This is a genomic window from Clostridium sp. 16K-1-R1 (assembly GCF_023921145.1).
Classification (GTDB): Bacteria; Bacillota; Clostridia; order Clostridiales; family Clostridiaceae; genus Sarcina; species Sarcina perfringens.
On sequence record NZ_CP046515.1, the window covers coordinates 129,674 to 154,093 of the forward strand.

Sequence of the window (24,420 nt, forward strand, 5' to 3'; positions counted from 1 at the left end):
AATGAATTCTGGATAATATCTCTGTTTAATTTTGAGAGACTATCTCTCAAAATTGTTCTTTGAAAATTGCACATAATTTAATTTATAGAAACAACAAGCCAAATTGGCAAAACCAATTTCTATTCTTTGTAAAATGAGAACTATAACTAATATAGGTCAAGCTACAAAGGGCGCATGGTGAATGCCTTGGCATCAGGAGCCGATGAAGGACGTGATAAGCTGCGATAAGCTTCGGGTAGGCGCACATAGCCTGGGATCCGAAGATCTCCGAATGAGGAAACTCACATGGGAAACCCCATGTATCATTAAGTGAATACATAGCTTAATGAAGGTAACCCAGGGAACTGAAACATCTAAGTACCTGGAGGAAGAGAAAGAAAAATCGATTTTCTTAGTAGCGGCGAGCGAAAGGGAAAGAGCCCAAACCGGAAACTTGTTTCCGGGGTTGTGGACATAGCATAAAAGTGGAGGCTATTGTAACTGAAGAGAACTGGAAAGTTCCACCGTAGAAGGTAATAGTCCTGTAAGTGAAACGAGAAGACCACGAGTTATGATCCAGAGTACCACGAGACACGTGAAACCTTGTGGGAAGCAGGGAGGACCACCTCCCAAGGCTAAATACTACCTGATGACCGATAGTGAAGCAGTACCGTGAGGGAAAGGTGAAAAGAACCCCGGGAGGGGAGTGAAATAGAACCTGAAACCGTGTGCCTACAACCGCTCAGAGCCCCTTATGAGGGTGATGAGGTGCTTTTTGTAGAACGAGCCAACGAGTTACGGTATGTAGCAAGGTTAAGTACTTAAGGTACGGAGCCGAAGGGAAACCGAGTCTGAATAGGGCGACTAGTTGCATGCCGTAGACCCGAAACCGGGTGACCTATCCATGGCCAGGTTGAAGCGAGGGTAAAACCTCGTGGAGGACCGAACCACGTTGCTGTTGAAAAAGCATGGGATGAGCTGTGGATAGCGGAGAAATTCCAATCGAACCCGGAGATAGCTGGTTCTCTCCGAAATAGCTTTAGGGCTAGCGTCGAGTATGAGTAGTGGAGGTAGAGCACTGAATGGGCTAGGGGGCATAGCGCTTACCGAACCTTATCAAACTCCGAATGCCACATACTTTGAGCTCGGCAGTCAGACCACGAATGATAAGATCCGTGGTCAAAAGGGAAACAGCCCAGATCGTCAGCTAAGGTCCCAAAGTGTAAGTTAAGTGGGAAAGGATGTGAGATTTCTAAGACAACTAGGATGTTGGCTTAGAAGCAGCCATTCATTAAAAGAGTGCGTAATAGCTCACTAGTCGAGAGATCTTGCGCCGAAAATGTAACGGGGCTAAACTTACCACCGAAGCTACGGGCTTGAACTTAGTTCAAGCGGTAGGAGAGCGTCGTAACCGGGCTGAAGTCGTACCGTAAGGAGCGGTGGACTGGTTACGAGTGAGAATGTTGGCATCAGTAGCGAGATGTGGGTGAGAATCCCACAGGCCGAAAACCTAAGGTTTCCTCAGGAAGGTTCGTCCGCTGAGGGTTAGTCGGGACCTAAGCCGAGGCCGAAAGGCGTAGGTGATGGACAACTGGTTGATATTCCAGTACCACTACCATCGTTATTATCGATGGCGTGACGCAGGAGGATAGTGTGTGCTAGCTATTGGATGCTAGTCTAAGCGTTTAGGCAGTGAGAGTAGGCAAATCCGCTCTCATAATGCTGAGGCGTGATGGGGAAGGTTCCACGGAACCGAAGTACATGATTCCACGCTGCCAAGAAAAGCGTCTAGAGAGAGAAGTAGTGCCCGTACCGCAAACCGACACAGGTAGGTGAGGAGAGAATCCTAAGGCCGGCGGAAGAATTACAGTTAAGGAACTCGGCAAATTGACCCCGTAAGTTCGCGAGAAGGGGTGCCTACGAGAGTAGGCCGCAGAGAATAGGCCCAAGCAACTGTTTAGCAAAAACACAGGTCTCTGCTAAAGCGTAAGCTGATGTATAGGGGCTGACGCCTGCCCGGTGCTGGAAGGTTAAGGGGAACACTTAGCGCAAGCGAAGGTGTGAACTTAAGCCCCAGTAAACGGCGGCCGTAACTATAACGGTCCTAAGGTAGCGAAATTCCTTGTCAGGTAAGTTCTGACCCGCACGAATGGCGTAATGACTTGGGCACTGTCTCAACTGTAAATCCGGCGAAGTTGTAGTGCGAGTGAAGATGCTCGCTACCCGCGATTGGACGGAAAGACCCCGTAGAGCTTTACTGTAGCTTAGCATTGAGTTTTGGTATTGTCTGTACAGGATAGGTGGGAGACTAGGAAACCAGGGCGTCAGCCTTGGTGGAGTCAACCTTGGGATACCACCCTGACAGTACTGAAATTCTAACTGGCGGCCATGAATCTGGTCACAGGACATTGTTAGGTGGGCAGTTTGACTGGGGCGGTCGCCTCCTAAAAAGTAACGGAGGCGCCCAAAGGTTCCCTCAGAACGGTCGGAAATCGTTCGAAGAGTGCAAAGGCAGAAGGGAGCCTGACTGCGACACCCACAAGTGGAGCAGGGACGAAAGTCGGGCTTAGTGATCCGGTGGTACCTCGTGGGAGGGCCATCGCTCAACGGATAAAAGCTACCTCGGGGATAACAGGCTGATCTCCCCCAAGAGTCCACATCGACGGGGAGGTTTGGCACCTCGATGTCGGCTCGTCGCATCCTGGGGCTGAAGTAGGTCCCAAGGGTTGGGCTGTTCGCCCATTAAAGCGGCACGCGAGCTGGGTTCAGAACGTCGTGAGACAGTTCGGTCCCTATCCGTCGCGGGCGTAGGAAATTTGAGAGGAGCTGTCCTTAGTACGAGAGGACCGGGATGGACTGACCTCTGGTGTACCAGTTGTTCCGCCAGGAGCACAGCTGGGTAGCTAAGTCGGGAATGGATAAACGCTGAAAGCATCTAAGCGTGAAGCCAACCTCAAGATGAGATTTCCCATAGCGTAAGCTAGTAAGATCCCTTGAAGAACACAAGGTTGATAGGTCGGGGGTGTAAGCATGGTAACATGTTCAGCTGACCGATACTAATAGATCGAGGGCTTGACCAAATATAGTAAATTAAATATGTGCAATTTTGAAAGAACAAAAACTTTCAAACATCTGGTGATGATGTTCTTTAGGGTAACACCCGTTCCCATTCCGAACACGACGGTTAAGCCTTTAGAAGCCGATGGTACTGCACGGGAGACTGTGTGGGAGAGTAGGTGGTCGCCAGGTTCAAAATGTTCCTCGGTAGCTCAATGGTGGAGCACTCGGCTGTTAACCGATAGGTTGGAGGTTCGAGTCCTCTCCGAGGAGCCATTTTTTTTATTTAAAAAGAGTTATTAAAGAAGATATAAATGTCTTTTTTAATAACTCTTTTTGTATTTCTCAAAGGAATTTAATAATTTATGTTGAATTATTAAAGTATAAAGAAAGTGTTAACATATAGTTATTAATAGTAGAAACTTAAAATCTAAGTTTAATATAGTTGATATTTTTCTTTTAAAGTATGGGGAATTTTTAGGAAAAATCATTAATCTTAATATATAAAAAATACTAAATATAATATTTTTTATTTGAAAGGAATATACTTAGGTATATAAGTTTTTTATAAAATTTTTATTACCCAAAATCAATATTAGACATATTCAAAAACACTTTTAGAAAGCAAATGAGTATAAAGTGAGTTTAAGTTTATCTTATATATAAAAATAAAGTTAAGAGTTTTTATATATTTTGATATTTAACTAAAAGAGTATATTTAAGTAAACATTATATTTAAATTTAATTTTTAGTTATTGCATAAGGGGATTTGATAAAAGTAGAAAGTAGTACATGCTTTTATATAATTAAGTTATTAAATACAAAGTGTATGCATACTTTAAACAGATTACTAATACTAATTTTTCTAGAAAGGTGGTGAATGCTACTTATATGTTGATATGTAAACAATATCAACGGTGTAGCAGAAGATTATGAAGGAGCATAAAATTGAGAATTTAAGAAATATAGGTATTATAGGACATAGTGATTCAGGTAAAACTGCATTATCAGAAGCTTTACTTTATTGTACAAAGACTACTGATAGATTAGGAACTTGTGAAGATGGAAATACAATAAGTGATTATGATCAAGAAGAGAAAAAAAGAAAGATATCACTAGCCTTATCTATTATTCCTTTTGAATATGATGGAACTAAGATTAATATATTGGATACTCCAGGTTATTTTGATTTTGTTGGAGAGCAAATAGAAGGGGTTAAGGCTGCTGACTCTGCAATTATAACTGTATGTGGAGTTACTGGCGTTCAAGTTGGAACTGAAAAAGCCTGGGAATGCTGTGAAAAAGAAAAATTACCAAGAGCCTTTTTTATAAATAAATTAGATAGAGAAAATTCAAATTTTGATAAGGTATTAGAAAATATAAGAAATATTTTTGGAAACAAAGTAATTCCTACTCAATATCCATTAGGAAAAGAAAAGGAGTTTAAGGGAATTGTAAATCTTATAACTGAGGAAGCTTTTGAGTATGATAAAAAATCAGGAAAAATAAATAAGATAGAAATACCTAATGAAGTAAAAGATAAGGTTAATGAGTATAGAACTTATTTAATGGAATCTGTAGCTGAAACTGATGAGGAATTACTTGATAAATATTTATCTGAAGGAGAGCTTACAGTTGATGAAATCTATAAAGGACTTTCTATTGGATTTGAAGAAGGAGATATAGCTCCAGTTATGTGTGGAAGTTCAGTATCAATAGTTGGTATGAAAAGCCTATTAGATTCAATTAAAGGATATTTCCCATCACCAGATATAAGCAAAGCTAAAGTTGCTATTGATAGCAATAATAAAGAAATATTAGTTAAGTCAAATAAGGATATGCCATTTTCTGCATTTGTATTTAAAACAATTGCTGATCCTTTTGTAGGAAAGCTTTCAATATTTAAGGTGCAAACAGGAGAGCTAACAACTGATAAGATAATTATAAATTCAAAAAATAATAAGGTAGAAAAAGTTAGTTCCTTATGCTTTTTAAGAGGTAAAAGTCAAATACAAACAAATAAAATAGGTGCTGGAGATATAGGAGCTGTTACAAAACTTCAATATACTTCAACTGGTGATACTCTTTGTGAAAGTAACTTTAAGATTGCTTATGAAGGATTTGAGTTCCCAGAGGCAGTTATGACTATGGCAGTATTACCAAAAAGTAAAGGTGATGAAGAAAAAATTTCTCAAGGACTTTCTAAACTTCTAGATGAAGATCCAACATTTAAGGTTTCTAGAGATCAAGAAAACGCAGAAACTTTAGTTTCTGGTATTGGAGAGACACATATAGAGGTTTTAGCTAGTAAATTAAAGAGTAAATTTGGAATTGATGTAATTCTTAAAGATCCTAAGATTCCTTATAGAGAAACTATAAAAGGTAGTTCTGATGTACAAGGAAAGCATAAAAAACAATCTGGAGGCCATGGACAATATGGAGATGTAAAAATTAAATTTGAGCCTAGAAGAGATGGTGAGCTTGATTTAGAATTTGTGGATAAGGTTGTTGGAGGAGTTGTGCCTAGAAATTATATACCAGCAGTAGAAAAGGGATTAAGAGACTGTTTAAAGAAAGGGGTTTTAGCAGGTTATCCTGTAATAGGAATTAAGGCTACATTACATGATGGATCATATCACCCTGTAGATTCATCAGAAATGGCATTTAAGGTAGCTGCTTCATTAGCATATAAGAAAGGTATGGAGAATGCAAAACCTGTTATATTAGAGCCTATTATGAAGGTAGAAATAATAATTCCAGATGAATACATGGGTGATATAATTAGTGATATAAATAAGAAAAGAGGAAGAGTAATTGGAATGGAACCAGAAGGTAATAATGAAAAAGTTATAGCTGATATTCCTTTATCAGAAATGTTTAAGTATGCTACTGATTTACGTTCAATGACTCAAGGAAGAGGAAGCTTTAGCATGGAATTTGAAAAATATGAGGAAGTTCCAAGTACAGAGGTAGATAAAATAATAGAAGATGCAAAGAAAATAAAAGAAGCTAAGGAAGCTTAAAGAATTATATGTAGAAATTTGGGGAGTACCATCTTAAAATTTAAAAAGATGGTACTTTTTATGTATACAAGGAAAAAAATGTGGTTAAATTAATAATGTTAAAGGTATTATTAAAATTTGTTTAAAAAAATAATTTAGAAAGAATATATTGATGATATAAAACTGATGAATAAAAAAATATATAATAGAATATAAATCTTTTAGGAGTATTTTATCTTATTATAATTAAAAGTTAAGAGGTACTTTCTAAAAGTTCAAGGCTTTAATTTAATTAAAATTATTAGTAACTGAAAAATATCTTAAATTAAAGTGAAATAATGCAAAGATTAAAAATAATTAAATCTTTTGAAATATGAGAGGGTTTTTATATTTATATATCTAATTATATATTTAGAGATAATATCTTAAATGAGGTGTAATTTATGTGCAATTATAGAATGGATATAAAGGGTAAAATAAGTTTAAGTGATTATAGCAACATCTTTGATTATATAAATATTGTTGATGTATGTGATAGATTTATGATTTATATGGAGTCTTTAGATGATGATAATATAGGTATTATTTGTTCTATGCTTAAGGACAATAATTTTAATATAAAAAATCAAGGATACGACAATCAGGGGATTTACTATATAAATGCTAAAAAAATAGGTTAGTGAAAGCAAGCCATAATAGTATTTTTTATATAAATAATTGTAAAAGTATATAATTTAAAAATGGTATAACTTTAAATGTGTAAAGGTACGTACATTTATGTTATAATGTACTTTGTGTTAAATAAAATTATTAATAAGCTATAATTTAAGTTGTCATATAATAATTTAACGAAGTGAATTCTAAAGGGCAACTTGTAAGAAGCACTTATAGTTGAATTAATCCATAAGGAACATGGGGGAGGATTTTTTAAATGAAGAATTACGTTGTTGGAATAGATCTAGGGGGAACAAAAATTAGCTGTGCTCTTGCTGATCTAGAAGGAAATGTTAAAGCTCAACATACAACTCCAACTAATGCTCATGAAGGAGAGCAAGCAGTTTTAGATAGAATTATAGGCTGTGTTGAAACTGTAATATGTGAAGGAAAAGTAACTATTGATGAAGTAGAAGCAATAGGTATTGGATCACCAGGACCACTAGATGCTAGAACTGGTATAATAATAACAACTCCAAATTTACCTTTCAAAAACTTCAACTTAGTTTCACCATTAAAAGCTAAGTTTGGTATTCCTGTTTACTTAGATAATGATGCTAACGTAGCTGCTATAGGTGAATTTATGTTAGGTGCTGGAAAAGGTACTGAAAATATGATTTATATAACTGTAAGTACTGGTGTAGGTGGAGGAGCAATCCTTAACGGTAAAATTTACAGAGGAAGTACTTCAAACGCATTAGAAATTGGACATTCAACTGTTGCACCTGGAACTGTAAGATGTAATTGTGGTAACATGGGATGTCTAGAAGCTGTATCATCAGGAACAGCTATTGGTAAAAGAGGAAGAGAGGCAGTTGCTACAAATGTAGAAACAAGCTTAAAAGATTACGACAATGTAACTTCATATGAAGTATTTGTTGAAGCAGCTAAAGGTGATAGAGTTGCAAAATCAATAATAGATGAAGCTTTAAACTACTTAGGAATTGGTGTTGCAAATGCAATAGCAACTTTTGACCCAGACATGGTTGTTATAGGTGGAGGAGTTTCAAAAGCTGGAGAAGTTGTTTTTGAAACAGTTCAAGAAGTTGTTAATGAAAGATGTTTTAAAGCTATGGCTGAGCATTGTAAAATAGTTCCTGCTGGATTAGGAACTGATGCAGGAGTTATTGGAGCAGTAGCTTTAGCATTATTAGAGTGCAAATAATAAATTTATATAAATAAGTTAGAAGTTTTTACTTCTAACTTTATTTTTTTATATATTTTGCTAGACAAATATAATGTTTACATAGTAAAATGTTATAAATTTATAAACTCGCAAATTTAAATAATTAAATACTAGAAAAAAAGGTTATTTTGTGATAAAACTATATTGAAAATGGTAAATTAAGTATGAAGTTAGGTCATAACCACATATTGTGATTATTATAAAGACATTATATAAGTTCATTATATAATGTCTTTTATACTATAAATAACTTCTATACTATAAAACACAATGTTTTAGATAATTATGACTATATAGGTAAAAGTAAGATTTTAAAAAGTATTAAGGTTTCATTTGTAGAAAATAAAAAAATTTTAGAAATTTAAAAATAACTATTGCTAAATAATAATTATTATTATATAATAATGACATAAGGTTGATGAGGAAATACATCAACAAAGAAACACTTAAATAAAGACTTTTAAATTATGATATAAATTGAAATTAGATAAATTGTTTGTTTTGTAGGAGGAATAAGATTATGAAAAAATTTGTTTGTACAGTATGTGGATATGTTTATGAAGGAGAAAAAGCACCAGAAAAATGCCCAGTATGTGGAGTTGGAGCTGACAAATTCGTAGAACAAGGAGAAGACTTAGCATTTGCAGATGAGCACAGAATCGGAGTTGCTAAAGGTGTAGATGAAAGAATAATCGAAGGATTACAAGCTAACTTTGTAGGAGAATGTACAGAAGTAGGAATGTACTTAGCTATGTCAAGACAAGCTGATAGAGAAGGATTCCCAGAAGTTGCAGAAGCTTACCAAAGAATAGCTTTTGAAGAAGCAGAACACGCTGCTAAATTCGCAGAAATGTTAGGAGAAGTTGTAGAAGCTGATACAAAAGCTAACTTACAAGCAAGAGTAAATGCAGAGCATGGAGCTTGCCAAGGTAAAAAAGATTTAGCTACTTTAGCTAAACAATTAAACTTAGATGCAATCCACGACACAGTTCACGAAATGTGTAAAGACGAAGCTAGACACGGAAAAGCTTTCGCTGGATTATTAAACAGATACTTTAAATAAGATATAAAAATTACACGCTTTATAAATTAAAAATTTAATTACTTCCTTATTAGAAGAGATGCCGTAAAGGTATCTCTTTTTACTTATGAATAAAAAGTTTTTTATTATGATATTTTTAATATAAGGTATATAATTATTACAGAGTTAACTGCTTATGATTTTAAATAATCTTTTTAAGTATAATTTTCTTAATACAAATAAGTAAATAACTATTTTTATTTTGCAAAGATAATAGATGGTTATTGGTTAAAGATGATTGTCTTAAAGGATTTTTAAGCATAGATAAAATTTATGTATAAACAAGAGGAATAGAAGGGAGAAGTATTTTTAATATGAAAATATATTTCACAAGACATGGGGAAACTTTATGGAATCTTGAGCATAGATTTCAAGGATGGAAGGATTCTGAGTTAACTGAAAATGGAGTTAAAAGAGCAGAGTTATTAGGAAAGAAATTTAATGATATTAAAATAGATAAGATTTTTACAAGTCCTATAAAAAGAGCAAAGAGAACTGCATACTTAATAAAAGGTGATAAGGATATTGAGGTTGAAGAAGTTGAAGGATTAAAAGAAATAAGTTTTGGAAAGTGGGAAGGAATGACCACTGAAGAGATAAAAAGTCATGATGAATACGTAAATGAATTAGATAATCTATTCAATAAACCATTTTCTTATAAGAGTTTTGAAGGAGAAAATATAAAAGATTTTACAGAAAGACTATTTAAAACTGTAGATGATATAGTAAAAAATAATGAAGATAAGGACATTTTAATAGTTACTCATGGAATGTGTGTAAGATATTTAATAGGATACTTTAAAAATGAATTTGAGGAAAGCAAAATAATAGATTATCCTATATTTCATCAAGCTAGTTATAATGAGGTTGAATGGAATGGAGAAAATTTTGAAGTAATTACTTTGAACAATATTGACCATTATGAATATGATAAATAATATAAGAAGTTTAAATAATTTAATGAATAAAAATTCTAAAATTACACAACTTAATAGTAGACTTGTGCTACAATCTTAAATCTAAAATCTAGTGATTTTTAAATCTACCTTCTTCGATTCTTGGGAAGAGGGGAATAGATTTTAGAAGTAAGATTTTTAAATATTGAGGTGCTTTAAGTAGCACCTCCCTAATCTAAAAGTTATAGCTAAATCAAAATATTAGCTTAAAAGTTTAATGTAAAATGGATATTTAGCTTACTGTAGCTTAGAAAGTAGCAATAAAGTTATAGAAAATTATGCTTTTAGATAATTTATGAGCACATTAAAAATAGGGATACAATTATGTATCCCTATTTTTTTAGTAAATTACTTTTTCACAAATTTTTAAATCTACATTATTATCATTAAAGTATTCAATATATTCATCACTAGGTTTTGCATCTGTTATAACACAATTTAAATCATTAATTTCACAGAAAGTCATTAAAGAAACATGATCAAATTTTGATTGATCAGCTAAAAGGAAACATTCAGCACTTCTAGAGATTGCAGTTTTCTTTATTTTAAATTCTTCTTTAGTAGAATTAGTAACTCCTCTTTTTAGTGAAATACCAGTACAAGCCATGAAGCATTTATTTATATTATAACTTTTTAATATATCTGTGCTATGTAAGCCTGTAAAAGATTGAGTTTTTCTGTTAAGAATTCCTGATAAACAAATTATATTTAAGTTATTGTAGTGAATTCCTTTGCATATAGCTGTAACGCTATTAGTGAAAATAGTTATATCTTTTTTATCTTTTAGGAAATCGATAATATTAACTGTTGTTGTACCAGAATCTAAAAAGATGCTATCTCCATCTTCAATAAATTCAGCAGCAGCCTTTCCTAAAGCTAATTTTGAATTGCTATTTTTAACATTTCTTTCTTCAAAAGATACTAACTCTTGATTTTCATTAACCGTCACTCCACCATAGACTTTTTTTATGGTTCCTTTTTCAACTAGAACACTTAAATCCCTTCTTATGGTATTTTTTGATACATCAAACACTTCACATAGTTTGTCAATTGATACGGTTTTGTGATTAATAATGTAATTTTCTACTAGGTCTATTCTTTTTGAACGCATATCTTTCCCTGTTGCCCGTAATATTCTATCAATAATATTAAGTTTAGTTAATTAGTGAGTATAAAATTTAATCTATTTATAATATATAGAGTTTATACTAAAGGTATTGCTTTAATTTCATGATTAACAAATAAAAAATACTAAGAAGATAATCAATATAAACTAAAATTAACTCAAAATATTATATGTGATTAATCTGGATTTAGTACAGCAATTTATTGTAATGATACCTACTGCAACAAGTGTTCATCTCCTTTCATAGGCTTTGTGATTCTATTATAAACGAATTTTTCAGTAAAAGGAAGAGCAATTGTGAAAATATATGGGTAACTTTTGGTTATATTTTTCGTAAATTATGATTATATTTGTAGTAAATATATGAAAAAGTTATTGACATGTTATGGTTAAGTTGGTATTATTAAAACATAAAGAAAACAAACAGAAAACAAATAGTAAACGTTAACTCATGAGAGGTGATTAAATGGCGAATCAATTTATTATGCCAAAACGTATTATTTCAGGTGAAAATGCTTTAAATGAAAGTAAAGCGTATTTAAAGAGTTTTGGTAAGAGGGTTTTAATAGTTACTGATAAAGTAATGACTGATCTAGGTAATGTAAAGGTTTTAACAGAGGTATTAGATAGTGAGAATATTGAGCACGTTTTATACAATGAAATAAATAGTGAACCTACAGATACTATGATAGAAAAAGGAATAAAGCTTTATAAAGAAAATCAATGTGATTTTCTAATTGGTTTAGGTGGAGGGAGTCCAATAGATTCTACTAAAGCCATTGGAGCTATGATAACAAACGAAGGTAAGATATCTGATTATATGGGGAGAGAAATAGAAAAAGAACTTCCACCCTTTGCTGTAATACCAACTACAGCTGGAACAGGTTCAGAAGCTACTCAATTTACAATAATTACAGATACTAAAAATGATGTTAAGATGCTTTTAAAAGGAGCTAACTTATTACCAAACTTAGCAATAGTAGATCCAAGATTTACAATGACAGCACCTGCTAAGATAACAGCAGCTACAGGATTAGATGCTTTAACTCATGCTATAGAGGCTTATACATCTAGAAAGGCACAGCCACTTTCAGATAGTTTTGCAGTTTCAGCTGTAAAAAGAATATTTAAGTACTTACCTATAGCTTTTGATACTCCAAAGGATTTAAAAGCAAGAGAAGAGATGTCAATTGCAGCTTTAGAAGCTGGAATAGCATTTAATAACTCTTCAGTTACAATAGTTCATGGAATGAGTAGACCAATAGGAGCTTTATTCCATGTACCACACGGATTATCAAATGCAATGCTTTTAGAAGCTTGTTTCACATATGTAGTAGATGGTGCTTATGATAGATTTGCTCAGCTAGCTAAAGAAATAAATATAGCTAATGATAATATGAGTAATGAAGAGGCCGCAAAAGCATTTATAGATGAAGTGGTTAAATTAATGGTTAAATTAGAAATACCAACTTTAGAAGAGTTTGGAGTAGATAAAACTAAGTTCTTTGATAATATAGAAAAAATGGCAGCTGACGCTATGGAAAGCGGAAGTCCAAGTAATACAAGAAAGATTATTGAAGTTGATGATGTGATAAAAATCTACAATAATCTTTGGAGGTAATAAATTATGGCATTAGTAAAGATGACTGAGCTTTTAGATGCTGCAAGAGAAAAAAATTATGCAGTTGGAAGTTTCAGTATAGCAAACATGGAAATGGTTAAAGGTGCTTTAAAAGCAGCTGAAGAAATGCATTCCCCGATGATTCTTCAGATTGCTGAGGTTAGATTAACTAATTCCCCATTAGAATTAATCGGACCTTTAATGGTAAGCGCTGCAAAAAATGCTAAGGTGCCAGTAGCAGTTCATTTTGATCATGGCTTGACCTTAGAGAATATAGAAAAGGCTTTAAAGATTGGGTTTACATCAGTAATGATAGATGGATCTCATTTAAGTTTTGATGAAAACGTTAAGATAACTAAGAGGGTAAAAGAATTAGCAGATAAATATGGAGCGGCTATAGAAGCTGAAATTGGACAAGTTGGCGGAAGTGAAGATGGTAGTGAAGATATAAAGATGAAAGTAACTAACGTAGAAGACGCTAAAAGGTTTGTTCAAGAGACTAAAGTTGATGCTTTAGCAGTAGCTATAGGAAATGCTCATGGAGTATATAAAGGAACTCCAAAACTTAGATTTGATGTATTAGAGAATTTGAGAGAAAACATCGAAACACCATTAGTTCTACATGGTGGATCAGGAATAACACCAGAGGACTTTAAAGAGTGTAAAAATAAAGGAATAAGAAAAATAAACATTGCAACTGCAACCTTCAATTCTGTTGAAGAGTCTGTAAGAAAATTATACGTAGATAATGAAAAGAAAGACTATTTCACACTTCAAGCTACAGAGGTTCAGGGAGCTTACGAGAATGTAAAGAAGCATATGGATATTTTTGAAAGTGTAAATAAGGCTTAGGAGATGGGTTAGTATGAGATATATAGAATTTGATGAGAAAAGAAAATTTGATATTGTCCCAGTAGGGAGAGTAGCAATAGATTTTAATCCTACAGATATTCACAAACCATTATCAGAAAGTAGGAATTTCAATAAGTACCTAGGGGGTTCTCCTGCAAATATAGCAGTTGGACTTGCTAGATTAGGAAAAAAGGTTGGATTTATAGGAAAAGTTTCAGATGATAGATTTGGAGAGTTTGTAGTAAATTACTTCAAAAAAGAGGGAATAGATGTATCTGAAATAAGTAAGGCTAAAAATGGTGAATCTTTAGGATTAACATTTACAGAAATATTAAGTCCTACAGAAAGTAGTATTTTAATGTATAGAAATGGTATAGCTGATTTACAATTAGACGTTGATGATATTGACGAAGACTATATTAAAAATACAAAGGCTATAGTTATTTCAGGAACTGCTTTAGCAATGAGTCCTTCAAGAGAGGCTGCATTAAAAGCTTTAAGACTTGCTAAAAAGAATGGAACAGTTGTTATATTTGATGTTGATTACAGAGAATATAATTGGAAAAACAAAGATGAAATAGCAATTTACTATTCAATAGTAGGAAAAGAAAGTGATATCATAATGGGATCAAGAGAAGAATTTGATCTAATGGAAGGCTTAATAGCCAAGGATAGCACTGATGAAGAAACTGCTAAAAGATGGTTAGATTATGGTAATAAGATAGTAGTAATCAAACATGGTAAAGATGGTTCTACAGCTTATACTAGAGATGGAAAAGCATATAGAATAAAACCTTTCCCAGTAAAACTTTTAAAATCCTTTGGAGGTGGAGATGCTTATGCATCAGCATTTATATATGGCATCTTAGAAGGATGGGATATGATGGATGCTCTTGAGTTTGGAAGTGCCTCAGCAGCAATGTTAGTTGCAAGTCATAGTTGCTCAGAAGACATGCCAACAGTAGAAGCTATTAAAGAATTCATAAAGAAAGAAAAAGAAGAGTATGGAGAAATGGTAGCTAGAAGCTAAGGAGGTTATAACTATGGTAGAAAATATAGGTTTTTCAGAAGATGGGAAAAAGATTGTTACAGAAATTAATGGTAAGCATAGCAGTATGCTAATGGATATAGAAGTTATAAAAATGAAAAAAGGTGATAAAATAGTAATTTTAGAACCTAAAAAGGAAGTTGCAGTACTTCTTATGGAAGGTAAAATAAAATACCTTTGGGAAAATAAAGAGGTTGAAGCTAGCAGAAAAAATGTATTTGAAGAAGAGGGATTCTGTCTACATGTTTGCAAAAATGTAGAAGTTAAAGTTGAGGCATTAGAAGAGGCTGAGATATTAATTCAAAAAGCTGAAAATGATAAAGAATTCTTAGCTAAGCTGTATAGACCTGAGGATGTAATAATCCAAGAATCATCTTTAGATAAATGGGATGGAACTGCAGCTCGTAAGATAAAAACATTCTTTGATTACAGTAATGCACCATATTCAAATATGGTTAATGGGGAAATAGTTTCTTATCCAGGAAGATGGTCAAGCTATATTCCACATGAACATCCACAACCAGAAGTTTATTATTATAAATTTGATAAGCCACAAGGCTTTGGAGTTTGCTTTATAGGCGATGAAGCTTACAAAGTTAAAGATGGTGGATATGCAATAATAGAAGGTGGATATACACACCCACAAGCTACTGCTCCAGGATATAGAATGTATTATTGTTGGATGATAAGACATTTAGATGGAAACCCTTGGACAGATAGAATTGATGATCCAGCTCATGTTTGGTTATTAGATGAAAAATAGGAAGGATGAGAAGTTTATGAGAATGACTACAGGCCAAGCGCTAGTAAAATTTTTAGATAATCAATACGTTTCTTTTGATGGTAAAGAAGAAAAATTTGTTGATGGGATATTCACTATATTTGGACATGGTATTGTAGTTGGATTGGGAGAAGCTTTATATGAAAATCCAGGTGAACTTAAAGTTTATCAAGGAAGAAATGAGCAAGGTATGGCTCATGTTTCAACAGCTTTCGCAAAACAAAACAATCGTAGAAAAATAATAGCTTGTTCAAGTTCAGTTGGCCCTGGATCTGCTAATATGGTTACTGCAGCAGCTACAGCAACAGTGAATAATATACCATTATTATTATTACCAGGAGATTCATTTGCTACAAGACAACCAGATCCTGTACTTCAACAGATAGAACAGTCCTATAATTTAGGAATAACAACAAATGACGCATTTAAGCCAGTTTGTAAGTATTGGGATAGAATAAATAGACCAGAGCAACTTATGTCAGCAATGATAAATGCTATGAGAGTATTAACAGATCCTGCTGAAACAGGTGCTGTTTGTATAGCATTACCACAAGATGTTCAAGGAGAAGCTTATGACTTCCCAGAATATTTCTTTAAGAAAAGGGTTCATAGGATAACTAGACCTCTAGCTGTACAAGAAGAGTTTGAAGAGGCATTAGATATAATAATGAATAAAAAGAAACCTATAATAATTTGTGGTGGTGGAGTTAGATACTCAGAAGCAGGGGAAGCTTTAGTTGATTTTGCAGAGGAGTTTAATATTCCAATATGCGAAACACAAGCAGGTAAGAGTGCTATTAAATCAAGTCACCCATTAAATTTAGGTGGTATAGGGGTTACTGGTAACCTTGCTGCAAATATGATTGCTAAAGATGCTGATTTAGTAATTGGTGTTGGAACAAGATTCTCAGACTTCACAACTTCATCAAAATCATTATTTAAGAATCCAGAAGTTGATTTTATAACTGTAAACGTATCAAAATTCCATGGTGAAAAAATGGATGCTCACAAGATAATAGGTGATGCAAAGGTATGTATAGAAGAATTACAAGCTATGTTAGAAGCAAATAACTATGAATCATCTTATGAAGATGAAATAGTAAATGCTAAAAAAGCTTGGAAAGAAGAGATGAAGAGATTAACAAATATTAAATATGATGAAAACTTTGAAGCTTTAATAAAACCTAAGAGAGAAGGATGCATAGAAGAGTTTAGTGTATTAACAGGAGGTTTAATCACTCAAACAGCTGCTTTAGGAGTTATTAGAGAAACAATAGATGATGATGCCATAGTAGTTGGAGCTGCTGGAAGTTTACCAGGAGATCTTCAAAGAATGTGGGAAACAGATGTTAGAGATTCATACCACATGGAATATGGATATTCATGTATGGGATATGAAATAGCAGCTACATTAGGAGCTAAGTTAGCAGAGCCAGAAAGAGAAGTTTACTCAATGGTTGGTGATGGAAGTTACTTAATGCTTCATTCAGAGATGGTAACAGCTATGCAAGAGCAAAAGAAGATAAATATACTTTTATTTGATAACTGTGGATTTGGATGTATAAATAATCTACAAATGTCAAATGGTATAGGAAGCCTTGCTACAGAGTTTAGATATAGAGATGAAAATGGTAAGTTAGAAGGGGGATTAATCCCTATAGATTTTGCTAAGGTAGCTAGTGGGTATGGATTGAAAACATATTCAGTAAAAACTTTAGCTCAATTAAAAGAAGCTTTAGAAGATGCTAAAAAGCAAAAGGTTTCAACTTTAATAGACATAAAGGTGTTACCAAAAACAATGACAGATGGCTATGATGCATGGTGGCATGTTGGAATAGCTGGAGAATCAAAAATTGATGGTGTAAATAAGGCGTTTGAGAACAAAGAGAAAAATTTAAAAGCCGCTAGAAGATATTAAAATATTTAAAGCAATTTTACTTTATATTATTTTGAAAATAAATTTAAATTTTAAAAGATGATGGAGGAAATGGTCATGATTAATATTGGTGTTATTGGAGCAGGAAGAATAGGAAGAATTCATGCTCAATCTATTCAAGAAAAAGTACAAGGAGCTCAAGTTAAAACTATAGCAGATGTATTTGAAGAATCAGCTAAAAAAGCTGCTGAGGAATTTAAAATTCCAAACTATACAGGAGATTACATGGAAATCTTAAACGATCCAGAAATTGATGCTGTAATAATATGTTCATCAACAGATACTCACTCAAAAATATCAATTGAAGCTGCTGAAAGAGGTAAACACATATTCTGTGAAAAACCTATAGATTACGATGTTGCTAAAATTGAAAAAACTTTAGAAGCTGTTAAAAAAGCTGGAGTAAAATATCAAGTTGGATTCAATAGAAGATTTGACCACAACTTTGCTAAATTAAAAGAACTTATAGAAGAAGGTAAAATAGGAAATCCACACATAATAAAAATTACTTCAAGAGATCCACAAGCTCCACCAATAGAATACGTAAAAGTTTCAGGTGGTATGTTCTTAGATATGACAATTCATGATTTTGATATGGCTGCATTCTTAAGTGGAAGTAGAATTTCAGAAGTATATGTACAAGGTGCATGTATGGTAAATCCTGAAATAGGAGAAGCTGGAGATGTTGATACAGCAATTATATCTTTAAAATTTGAAAACGGATGCATAGGTGTAATAGATAATAGTAGAGAAGCTGCTTATGGATATGACCAACGTGTTGAAGTATTTGGTGGAAAAGGATATGTAATGGCTGATAATGACTCAGATACAACAGTTACAATAGCTTCAGTTGATGGTATCGTTGGAGAAAAACCAAAATATTTCTTCTTAGAAAGATACATGGATGCCTATGTTAATGAAATGCAACAGTTTATAAACTGCTTAGTTAATGATACTGAAGTTCCAGTTGGAGCTAATGAAGGATTATATTCAGTTTTAGTTGGACTAGCTGCTACTAAATCATTAAAAGAAGGTAGACCAGTTAAAATAGAATACTAATATTAAAAATGAGAATTAAAATGGTATAAAAAATTAAAGGTATAAATAAGTTTTGGTCAGAAGAGCTAAATGGGAGTTAGCTTTTCTGACAAATACAAAGGTAATGGGGGAATAGAGAATGTTTAATTCAAATGTAAAATTAGGAATAGCACCAATAGCATGGACAAATGATGACATGCCAGACTTAGGAAAAGAAAATACTTTCGAACAATGTATAAGTGAAATGGCTTTAGCAGGATTTAAAGGATCAGAAGTTGGAAACAAATATCCAAGAGATGTTAAAGTTCTTAAAAAAGCTTTAGAATTAAGAGATATGGAAATAGCAAGTGCTTGGTTCAGTGCATTTTTAACAACTAAACCATATGAAGAAACTGAAAAAGCATTTATAGAACATAGGGATTTCCTTAATGCTATGGGAGCAAAGGTAATCGTAGTATCAGAACAAGGACATAGCATACAAGGTCAAATGGAAACACCAATATTTGATGGAAAATATGTTTTAAATGAAGAAGAGTGGAAAACACTTGCTGAAGGTTTAAATAAATTAGGAGCTTTAGCAAAAGAAAAAGGAATGAAGCTTGTTTACCACCATCATATGGGTACAGTAGTACAAACAACTGAAGAAATAGATAAATTAATGGACTTAACAGATGAAAATTTAGTTTACTTATTATTTGATTCAGGTCATTTAGTTTACTCAGGTGAAGATGCTTTAGAAGTATTAAAGAAATACGTAAATAGAGTAAAACATGTTCACTTAAAAGATATAAGAAAAGAAAAAGTAGAAGAAGTTAAAAGAGACAAGTTAAGCTTCTTACAAGGAGTAAGAAAAGGAGCATTCACAGTTCCTGGAGATGGAGATATAGATTTTGAACCAATATTCAAAGTTCTTGATGATAATAACTATGAAGGATATTTATTAGTAGAAGCAGAACAAGATCCAGCAATAGCAAATCCATTAGAATATGCAATAAAAGCAAGAAAATATATAAAAGAAAAAACTAACCTTTAATAAATTTGGTCAATAATGAATTTTAGGTAACAGCATAATTAAATTATGCTGTTACCACAAAATAGGGTAGGGGGAGAATTTATGTTCATATTTTTGAGTTTTGCAATATTCTTAGTAGCTGTATTCGCTATTGCTTGGTATAAAGCTAAAGGCACTGATAATACAGAAACAGCAACAGGATATTTCTTAGCAGGAAGAGGATTAAGCGGTCCTGTAATCGCTGCAACAATGATACTTACAAATCTTTCAACTGAACAGATCATAGGTCTTAATGGTCAAAGTTATGCTACCAATATGGGACCAATGGCATGGGAAGTTACATCATGCGTAGCACTTATAACACTAGCTCTTATATTCTTACCAAGATATTTAAAAGGTGGAATCACAACAATCCCAGATTATTTAGAAGAGAGATTTGATAGCACAACTAAAAGAATAGTTTCAATTTTATTCTTAGTTAGTTATGTTGTAACTTACATACCTACAGTTTTATATTCAGGTGGACTAGTTTTAAATCAGATTTTTGGTATATCAGATTTATTAGGAATAAGTACATTCCAAGCTGTAGCATTAACTGGATTTTTATTAGGGGTAGTAGGTGCTATATATACAGTTCTTGGAGGTATGAAACTAGCAGCATTCTCTGATACTGTAAATGGAATTGGCTTATTAATCGGAGGTCTTTTAGTACCTATATTAGGAATATTATTACTTGGAAATGGAGATTTTGTTGGAGGATTTGAAATAATAATTGCAACTCCAGAAAAGCTTAATGCTATTAACCCAGCAAATGCACAATCACCATTAATTCCATGGCCTGTATTATTCACTGGATTATTATTTAATAACTTATTCTATTGGTGTACAAACCAATCAATAGTACAAAAAGCATTAGGAGCTAGTAGTTTAAAAGAAGCTCAAAAAGGTGCTATACTTGCAGGATTAATTAAGGTTTTAACTCCAGCAATACTTGTATTCCCTGGAATCATAGCTTTTGCTAAATATGGAGATGCATTACCAAATGCGGATATGGCATATCCAACATTATTGCTTGATGTATTACCAAAACCTTTATTAGGAATATTTGCAGCAATTTTATTTGGAGCTGCCATGAGTTCATTAAATGGTGCTATGAACAGTTCATCAACACTATTTACTTTAGATTTATACAAACCTATCATAAATCCAGAGGCTTCAGATAAACAACTTGTAAAAGTAGGACAAAAATTTATTATAGTGGTATCAGTTATATCAGTTATAGTTGCTCCATTTATCCTATATGCTCCATCTGGATTATATAACTTCTTACAAGAGTGTAATGGATACTTTAACGTTCCGATATTAGCGTGTGTAATAGTTGGATTCTTTACAAAGAGAGTTCCAAGTCTTGCTGCTAAAGCAGTATTCGTAGTGCACATTGTTTTGTATACGTTATCAAAATTCTTCTTATCAGATATACACTTCTTATACGTACTAGGTGTGTTACTACCAATAGGTGTAATTGTAATGCTTATAATAGGTAAGATAAAACCAAGAGAAACAGATTTTGTTCAAGCTGATAAGGCATTAATAGATATGACTCCTTGGAAATATGCAAAACCAGCATCATTAGCTGTAGTTCTTGTTATGGCATTTATATATCTATTATTCTCACCTATAGGATTAGCTTAAAGTTAATAAATATAAGGTATAAAGGGTTAAGAATGAACCTTAATGCAATAAAATTTTGTTAGATATTATGGTTTTGGAGGGGATAAAATGAAAAAGATAAATTTTGGTATTGTTGGTTTAGGAAGATTAGGAAGAGCTCATGCTGAAAACCTAGCTTTTAAAATTCCAAATGCTAATCTTTTAGCAGTTTGTTCAATAGATAAGAGTCAAGTTGATGAAGTTCAAAAGGCATGGAATATTCCATATGGATATACTGACTTTGATGAAATGTTAAAAAATAAAGAGTTAGATGCTATATTTATAGCATCACCATCAGGATTCCATTGTGAACAAATAGAAAAAGCTTTAGATGCAGGTTTCCATGTATTTAGTGAAAAACCTCTTGGACTGTATTTAGATGATGCAGTTAGAGCTATGAAGGCAGTTAACTCACATCCAAATCAAATATTTATGTTAGGTTTTATGAGAAGATATGATAAATCATATGCCTACGCTAAGAAAAAAATAGAAGAAGGTGCTATAGGTAAACCTGTACTAGTTAGATGTTATGGATTAGATCCAGCTAAGGCTTTACCAAGCTTCTTAAAGTTTGCAAAAGATAGCTATAGTGGTGGATTATTCTTAGATATGGCAATTCATGATATAGATTTAGCTAGATGGTATCTAGATTCAGAAGCAGATGAATTGTGGGCTATAGGTGGAGCTTATGGACATAAGGAGTTTGATGAAATAAATGATGCTGAAACTGGGGCAGCCATGGTTAAATTTAAAAATGGAACAATGGCATTACTTGTTGCTGGAAGAAACTGTGCTCATGGTTATCACATAGAAACTGAGATCATAGGAACTGAAGGTACATTAAGAATTGGAACAACTCCAGATAAAAACTTAGTTACAGTATTTGATAGTAGAGGAGTTAATAAGGAATGTGCAGGGGGATTCTTAGAAAGATTCGAAGATGCATATTTAGCTGAAGTTAAAGAATTTGTTGACTGCGTATTAGAAAATAGAAAGCCAGCAGTAACTGTTGAAGATGGCGTTTTATCTACTATTGTTGGATACGCTTGTAAAGAGTCTTTTGAGACTGGAGAATTAGTAAAGGTTAATTACGAAGGTTATGATAAATCAATAAAATAGCCGCCTAATACTCAATAAATATCTTTGTATTAGGAAGCTTTAGAATATATTGAATATAAAGTTCAATTACTTTAAAGAGCTTCCTAATATATATGATTAAAGAGTATTTTATATAAATTGCTTATTAATGTAGGATGTTTCATAGTTTTTTATCAATGTAAAAATTCAACCTTCTCCTTAGCATGGTGAACTTGGAATATTGTCTAAAGGTTACATCCTACATTTTTAAATTAAAAATCTAATAACTTTAAATTAAAAGATGGTTATTTATCATTGAGGAAGTTAAGTTTTACTTAGCACTTTAGTGATTTAAACTAATAAATAAAAATCAGCCAAATAAAAACATAATATATATAAATAAAGGAGAATAAATGCAAAAAAAAGATATAAATTTAATTTCAGACATGGCAGTTAATAAGTTTAAGTTTGCAGATAGAGCTCCTATAAAGTATTTTTTTAGAGCTATAGTTGCAGGATTTTTCCTAGTAGTAGCCATAATTCTTTCATATACTACTGGAGCGGTTTTAAATAATTCATATCCAGAGATAGCAAGAATAATGGTAGCTGCAACCTTCTCTTTAGCATTAGGGCTTATTGCTTTTATTGGAGGAGAGCTCTTTACAGGAAATAACTTAGTCATGTCAATTGGGATATACAACAATGAGTGTACCTTAACTATGGCATTAAAAGTTTGGTTTATGAGTTATTTAGGAAATTTTATAGGATCTATATTATTAGGGTTTTTATTTGTTAAGAGTGGAGCATCTATGGATTTAATTAAGGATTATGCTAAAGGTATAGTTGATATAAAACTTAATTTACCTGCTCTTGAACTCTTTTTAAGAGGTATGCTTTGTAACTTCATGGTTTGTATAGCATTTCTAAGCACAATAAAAATGAAATCTGAAACAGGCAAATTAATAATTATGTTCTGGTGTATATTTGCATTTGTTATCGCTGGTTTTGAACACAGCATTGCTAATATGGGAATATTCTCTATAACTTATTTCGCCTCAGGTGATGTAAGTTTACCACTTGTTTTCCGTAATTTATTTTGGGTTACATTGGGAAATATGGTAGGAGGGGGAGTGTTATTAGCATTGCCACTTAAATTTATGAGCATGGAATAACTTTTATGGATTAACTAACTTCCTTACCTGTTAATTATAATTTTTATTTAGCATATAAAAACAATGATTTTTAAAAATTACCACCTTTTAAAATTATTGATTTTAATAAATTATTACACTGAAAATTAAATACCTAATTTACTTTAATATATAAATTTAAAACTTAGAAATTTATATTAACAGGAAAAATCTAAAAAAATATATATAGGGTTGAAAGGAAGTAGAGTTTTTATGGAAAATATTATTTTTAATGAATCAAATGGAATTGCTGAGGTAATTATAAATAGACCTAAAGCATTAAATGCCTTAAACAATCAAACTATAACTGAACTTGGTGAAGTTATAAATGAAATTTCAAAAAGAAAAGATATAAAAACTGTAATTATAACAGGAGCAGGGGAAAAGGCTTTTGTAGCTGGTGCAGATATTGTTGAAATGAAAGATTTAAATTCAATGGAAGCAAGAGATTTTTCAAGATTAGCTCAGAAGGTATTTTCAGATATAGAAAATATGCCACAAATTGTAATAGCTGCTGTTAATGGATATGCATTAGGAGGTGGATGTGAGCTTTCAATGGCTTGTGATATAAGATTAGCTTCTAAGAAAGCTAAATTTGGACAACCAGAAGTTAATTTAGGAATTCTTCCAGGTTTTGCAGGAACTCAAAGACTTCCAAGATTAGTTGGGAAAGGAATAGCTAAAGAGCTTATATTCTCAACAGATATGATTGATGCTGAAGAAGCACATAGAATAGGACTTGCTAATAAGGTTTATGAGTCAGAAGAGTTAATGGATAAGGCAAGAGAATTAGCTAATAAGATAATGAGTAAGAGTCCAGTAGGAGTTAGATTAGCTAAGGCAGCAATAAACAATGGCTTAAACATGGATACTGAATCAGCATATAACTATGAGGCAGATTTATTTGCTTTATGTTTCTCAACAGAAGATCAATTAGAAGGTATGAATGCCTTCGTTGATAAGAGAAAAGCTGATTTTAAAGATAAATAAGACTACTTTGAATATATAAAATTCTAATAAGTTTATAAGAATTAAAACAGCAATTAAGTTTATG

17 protein-coding genes, 1 tRNA gene and 2 rRNA genes are annotated in these 24,420 nt (G+C 32.7%); 19 read left to right on the forward strand and 1 reads right to left on the reverse strand.

Features of this window, described 5'->3' with window-relative positions:
• The first annotated feature begins 154 nt into the window (after positions 1 to 154).
• The 8 genes from GOM42_RS00615 (at position 155) to GOM42_RS00650 (ending at position 9,957) form a co-directional block, all read left to right on the forward strand.
• Positions 155 to 3,059 (forward strand): 23S ribosomal RNA (locus GOM42_RS00615).
• Between the two features lie 51 nt (positions 3,060 to 3,110).
• Positions 3,111 to 3,228, forward strand: a 5S ribosomal RNA gene (rrf, locus tag GOM42_RS00620).
• Between the two features lie 9 nt (positions 3,229 to 3,237).
• Positions 3,238 to 3,312: transfer RNA gene (locus tag GOM42_RS00625), tRNA-Asn, on the forward strand.
• 656 nt (positions 3,313 to 3,968) lie between these two features.
• Positions 3,969 to 6,059, forward strand: coding sequence for an elongation factor G (gene fusA / locus GOM42_RS00630; protein WP_110077515.1), 2,091 nt, complete (start codon positions 3,969 to 3,971; stop codon positions 6,057 to 6,059).
• A 422-nt stretch (positions 6,060 to 6,481) separates the two neighbouring features.
• The gene (locus GOM42_RS00635; protein ID WP_003449485.1) at positions 6,482 to 6,718 is read left to right on the forward strand and encodes a hypothetical protein; all 237 of its coding nucleotides are present in this window, start codon (positions 6,482 to 6,484) and stop codon (positions 6,716 to 6,718) included.
• Positions 6,719 to 6,969: 251 nt separating this feature from the next.
• A complete protein-coding gene (locus tag GOM42_RS00640; RefSeq protein ID WP_003459920.1) occupies positions 6,970 to 7,917 on the forward strand; it encodes an ROK family protein in 948 nt (315 codons plus the stop codon).
• A gap of 541 nt (positions 7,918 to 8,458) precedes the next feature.
• Positions 8,459 to 9,001 carry an NADH peroxidase gene (locus GOM42_RS00645; protein WP_003472992.1) on the forward strand — a complete coding sequence of 181 codons (543 nt, stop codon included), beginning with the start codon at positions 8,459 to 8,461 and terminating at the stop codon, positions 8,999 to 9,001.
• Positions 9,002 to 9,333: 332 nt separating this feature from the next.
• Positions 9,334 to 9,957: a histidine phosphatase family protein gene (locus GOM42_RS00650; protein WP_003459940.1), complete on the forward strand. Its 624-nt coding sequence runs from the start codon at positions 9,334 to 9,336 to the stop codon at positions 9,955 to 9,957.
• Between the two features lie 358 nt (positions 9,958 to 10,315).
• Here the strand turns inward: GOM42_RS00650 and GOM42_RS00655 are convergent, their stop codons facing one another.
• Positions 10,316 to 11,086 (reverse strand): DeoR/GlpR family DNA-binding transcription regulator, encoded by a 771-nt coding sequence (locus GOM42_RS00655; RefSeq protein WP_003448606.1) that lies wholly within the window; start codon positions 11,084 to 11,086, stop codon positions 10,316 to 10,318.
• A gap of 481 nt (positions 11,087 to 11,567) precedes the next feature.
• Between GOM42_RS00655 and GOM42_RS00660 the strand changes: the two genes are divergently transcribed.
• The 11 genes from GOM42_RS00660 to GOM42_RS00710 all read left to right on the forward strand — a co-directional run bounded on the left by GOM42_RS00660 (position 11,568) and on the right by GOM42_RS00710 (position 24,356).
• Positions 11,568 to 12,722 carry an iron-containing alcohol dehydrogenase gene (locus GOM42_RS00660; RefSeq protein ID WP_003459942.1) on the forward strand — a complete coding sequence of 385 codons (1,155 nt, stop codon included), beginning with the start codon at positions 11,568 to 11,570 and terminating at the stop codon, positions 12,720 to 12,722.
• Positions 12,723 to 12,728: 6 nt separating this feature from the next.
• Positions 12,729 to 13,574, forward strand: a complete 846-nt coding sequence (locus GOM42_RS00665) for a class II fructose-bisphosphate aldolase (protein WP_003459944.1) — start codon at positions 12,729 to 12,731, stop codon at positions 13,572 to 13,574.
• 13 nt (positions 13,575 to 13,587) lie between these two features.
• Positions 13,588 to 14,604 carry a 5-dehydro-2-deoxygluconokinase gene (gene iolC / locus GOM42_RS00670; RefSeq protein WP_003448561.1) on the forward strand — a complete coding sequence of 339 codons (1,017 nt, stop codon included), beginning with the start codon at positions 13,588 to 13,590 and terminating at the stop codon, positions 14,602 to 14,604.
• A gap of 13 nt (positions 14,605 to 14,617) precedes the next feature.
• A complete protein-coding gene (locus GOM42_RS00675) occupies positions 14,618 to 15,385 on the forward strand; it encodes a 5-deoxy-glucuronate isomerase (protein WP_110077516.1) in 768 nt (255 codons plus the stop codon).
• 16 nt (positions 15,386 to 15,401) lie between these two features.
• The gene (gene iolD, locus GOM42_RS00680; protein ID WP_110077517.1) at positions 15,402 to 17,321 is read left to right on the forward strand and encodes a 3D-(3,5/4)-trihydroxycyclohexane-1,2-dione acylhydrolase (decyclizing); all 1,920 of its coding nucleotides are present in this window, start codon (positions 15,402 to 15,404) and stop codon (positions 17,319 to 17,321) included.
• Positions 17,322 to 17,396: 75 nt separating this feature from the next.
• Positions 17,397 to 18,398, forward strand: a complete 1,002-nt coding sequence (gene iolG, locus GOM42_RS00685; RefSeq protein WP_003459931.1) for an inositol 2-dehydrogenase — start codon at positions 17,397 to 17,399, stop codon at positions 18,396 to 18,398.
• 118 nt (positions 18,399 to 18,516) lie between these two features.
• Positions 18,517 to 19,410, forward strand: a complete 894-nt coding sequence (gene iolE, locus GOM42_RS00690) for a myo-inosose-2 dehydratase (protein WP_003459953.1) — start codon at positions 18,517 to 18,519, stop codon at positions 19,408 to 19,410.
• Positions 19,411 to 19,491: 81 nt separating this feature from the next.
• Positions 19,492 to 21,081, forward strand: coding sequence for a solute:sodium symporter family transporter (locus tag GOM42_RS00695; protein ID WP_003448574.1), 1,590 nt, complete (start codon positions 19,492 to 19,494; stop codon positions 21,079 to 21,081).
• Positions 21,082 to 21,168: 87 nt separating this feature from the next.
• Entirely contained in the window at positions 21,169 to 22,218 is a 1,050-nt protein-coding gene (locus tag GOM42_RS00700; protein ID WP_110077518.1) for a Gfo/Idh/MocA family oxidoreductase, read from the forward strand.
• Between the two features lie 371 nt (positions 22,219 to 22,589).
• A complete protein-coding gene (locus GOM42_RS00705) occupies positions 22,590 to 23,348 on the forward strand; it encodes a formate/nitrite transporter family protein (protein ID WP_003459947.1) in 759 nt (252 codons plus the stop codon).
• A 231-nt stretch (positions 23,349 to 23,579) separates the two neighbouring features.
• The gene (locus GOM42_RS00710) at positions 23,580 to 24,356 is read left to right on the forward strand and encodes a short-chain-enoyl-CoA hydratase (RefSeq protein WP_003448562.1); all 777 of its coding nucleotides are present in this window, start codon (positions 23,580 to 23,582) and stop codon (positions 24,354 to 24,356) included.
• Positions 24,357 to 24,420 lie beyond the last annotated feature (64 nt).

Bases quoted from the DNA above. Each gene is read 5' to 3' on its own strand.
- fusA (WP_110077515.1), top strand. From the start codon at position 3,969: ATGAAGGAGCATAAAATTGAGAATTTAAGAAATATAGGTATTATAGGA.
- GOM42_RS00655 (WP_003448606.1), bottom strand. From the start codon at position 11,086: ATGCGTTCAAAAAGAATAGACCTAGTAGAAAATTACATTATTAATCAC.
- GOM42_RS00640 (WP_003459920.1), top strand. From the start codon at position 6,970: ATGAAGAATTACGTTGTTGGAATAGATCTAGGGGGAACAAAAATTAGC.
- GOM42_RS00645 (WP_003472992.1), top strand. From the start codon at position 8,459: ATGAAAAAATTTGTTTGTACAGTATGTGGATATGTTTATGAAGGAGAA.
- GOM42_RS00675 (WP_110077516.1), top strand. From the start codon at position 14,618: ATGGTAGAAAATATAGGTTTTTCAGAAGATGGGAAAAAGATTGTTACA.
- iolG (WP_003459931.1), top strand. From the start codon at position 17,397: ATGATTAATATTGGTGTTATTGGAGCAGGAAGAATAGGAAGAATTCAT.
- GOM42_RS00635 (WP_003449485.1), top strand. From the start codon at position 6,482: ATGTGCAATTATAGAATGGATATAAAGGGTAAAATAAGTTTAAGTGAT.
- GOM42_RS00695 (WP_003448574.1), top strand. From the start codon at position 19,492: ATGTTCATATTTTTGAGTTTTGCAATATTCTTAGTAGCTGTATTCGCT.
- iolD (WP_110077517.1), top strand. From the start codon at position 15,402: ATGAGAATGACTACAGGCCAAGCGCTAGTAAAATTTTTAGATAATCAA.
- GOM42_RS00700 (WP_110077518.1), top strand. From the start codon at position 21,169: ATGAAAAAGATAAATTTTGGTATTGTTGGTTTAGGAAGATTAGGAAGA.
- GOM42_RS00660 (WP_003459942.1), top strand. From the start codon at position 11,568: ATGGCGAATCAATTTATTATGCCAAAACGTATTATTTCAGGTGAAAAT.
- GOM42_RS00650 (WP_003459940.1), top strand. From the start codon at position 9,334: ATGAAAATATATTTCACAAGACATGGGGAAACTTTATGGAATCTTGAG.
- iolC (WP_003448561.1), top strand. From the start codon at position 13,588: ATGAGATATATAGAATTTGATGAGAAAAGAAAATTTGATATTGTCCCA.
- GOM42_RS00710 (WP_003448562.1), top strand. From the start codon at position 23,580: ATGGAAAATATTATTTTTAATGAATCAAATGGAATTGCTGAGGTAATT.
- GOM42_RS00665 (WP_003459944.1), top strand. From the start codon at position 12,729: ATGGCATTAGTAAAGATGACTGAGCTTTTAGATGCTGCAAGAGAAAAA.
- GOM42_RS00705 (WP_003459947.1), top strand. From the start codon at position 22,590: ATGCAAAAAAAAGATATAAATTTAATTTCAGACATGGCAGTTAATAAG.
- iolE (WP_003459953.1), top strand. From the start codon at position 18,517: ATGTTTAATTCAAATGTAAAATTAGGAATAGCACCAATAGCATGGACA.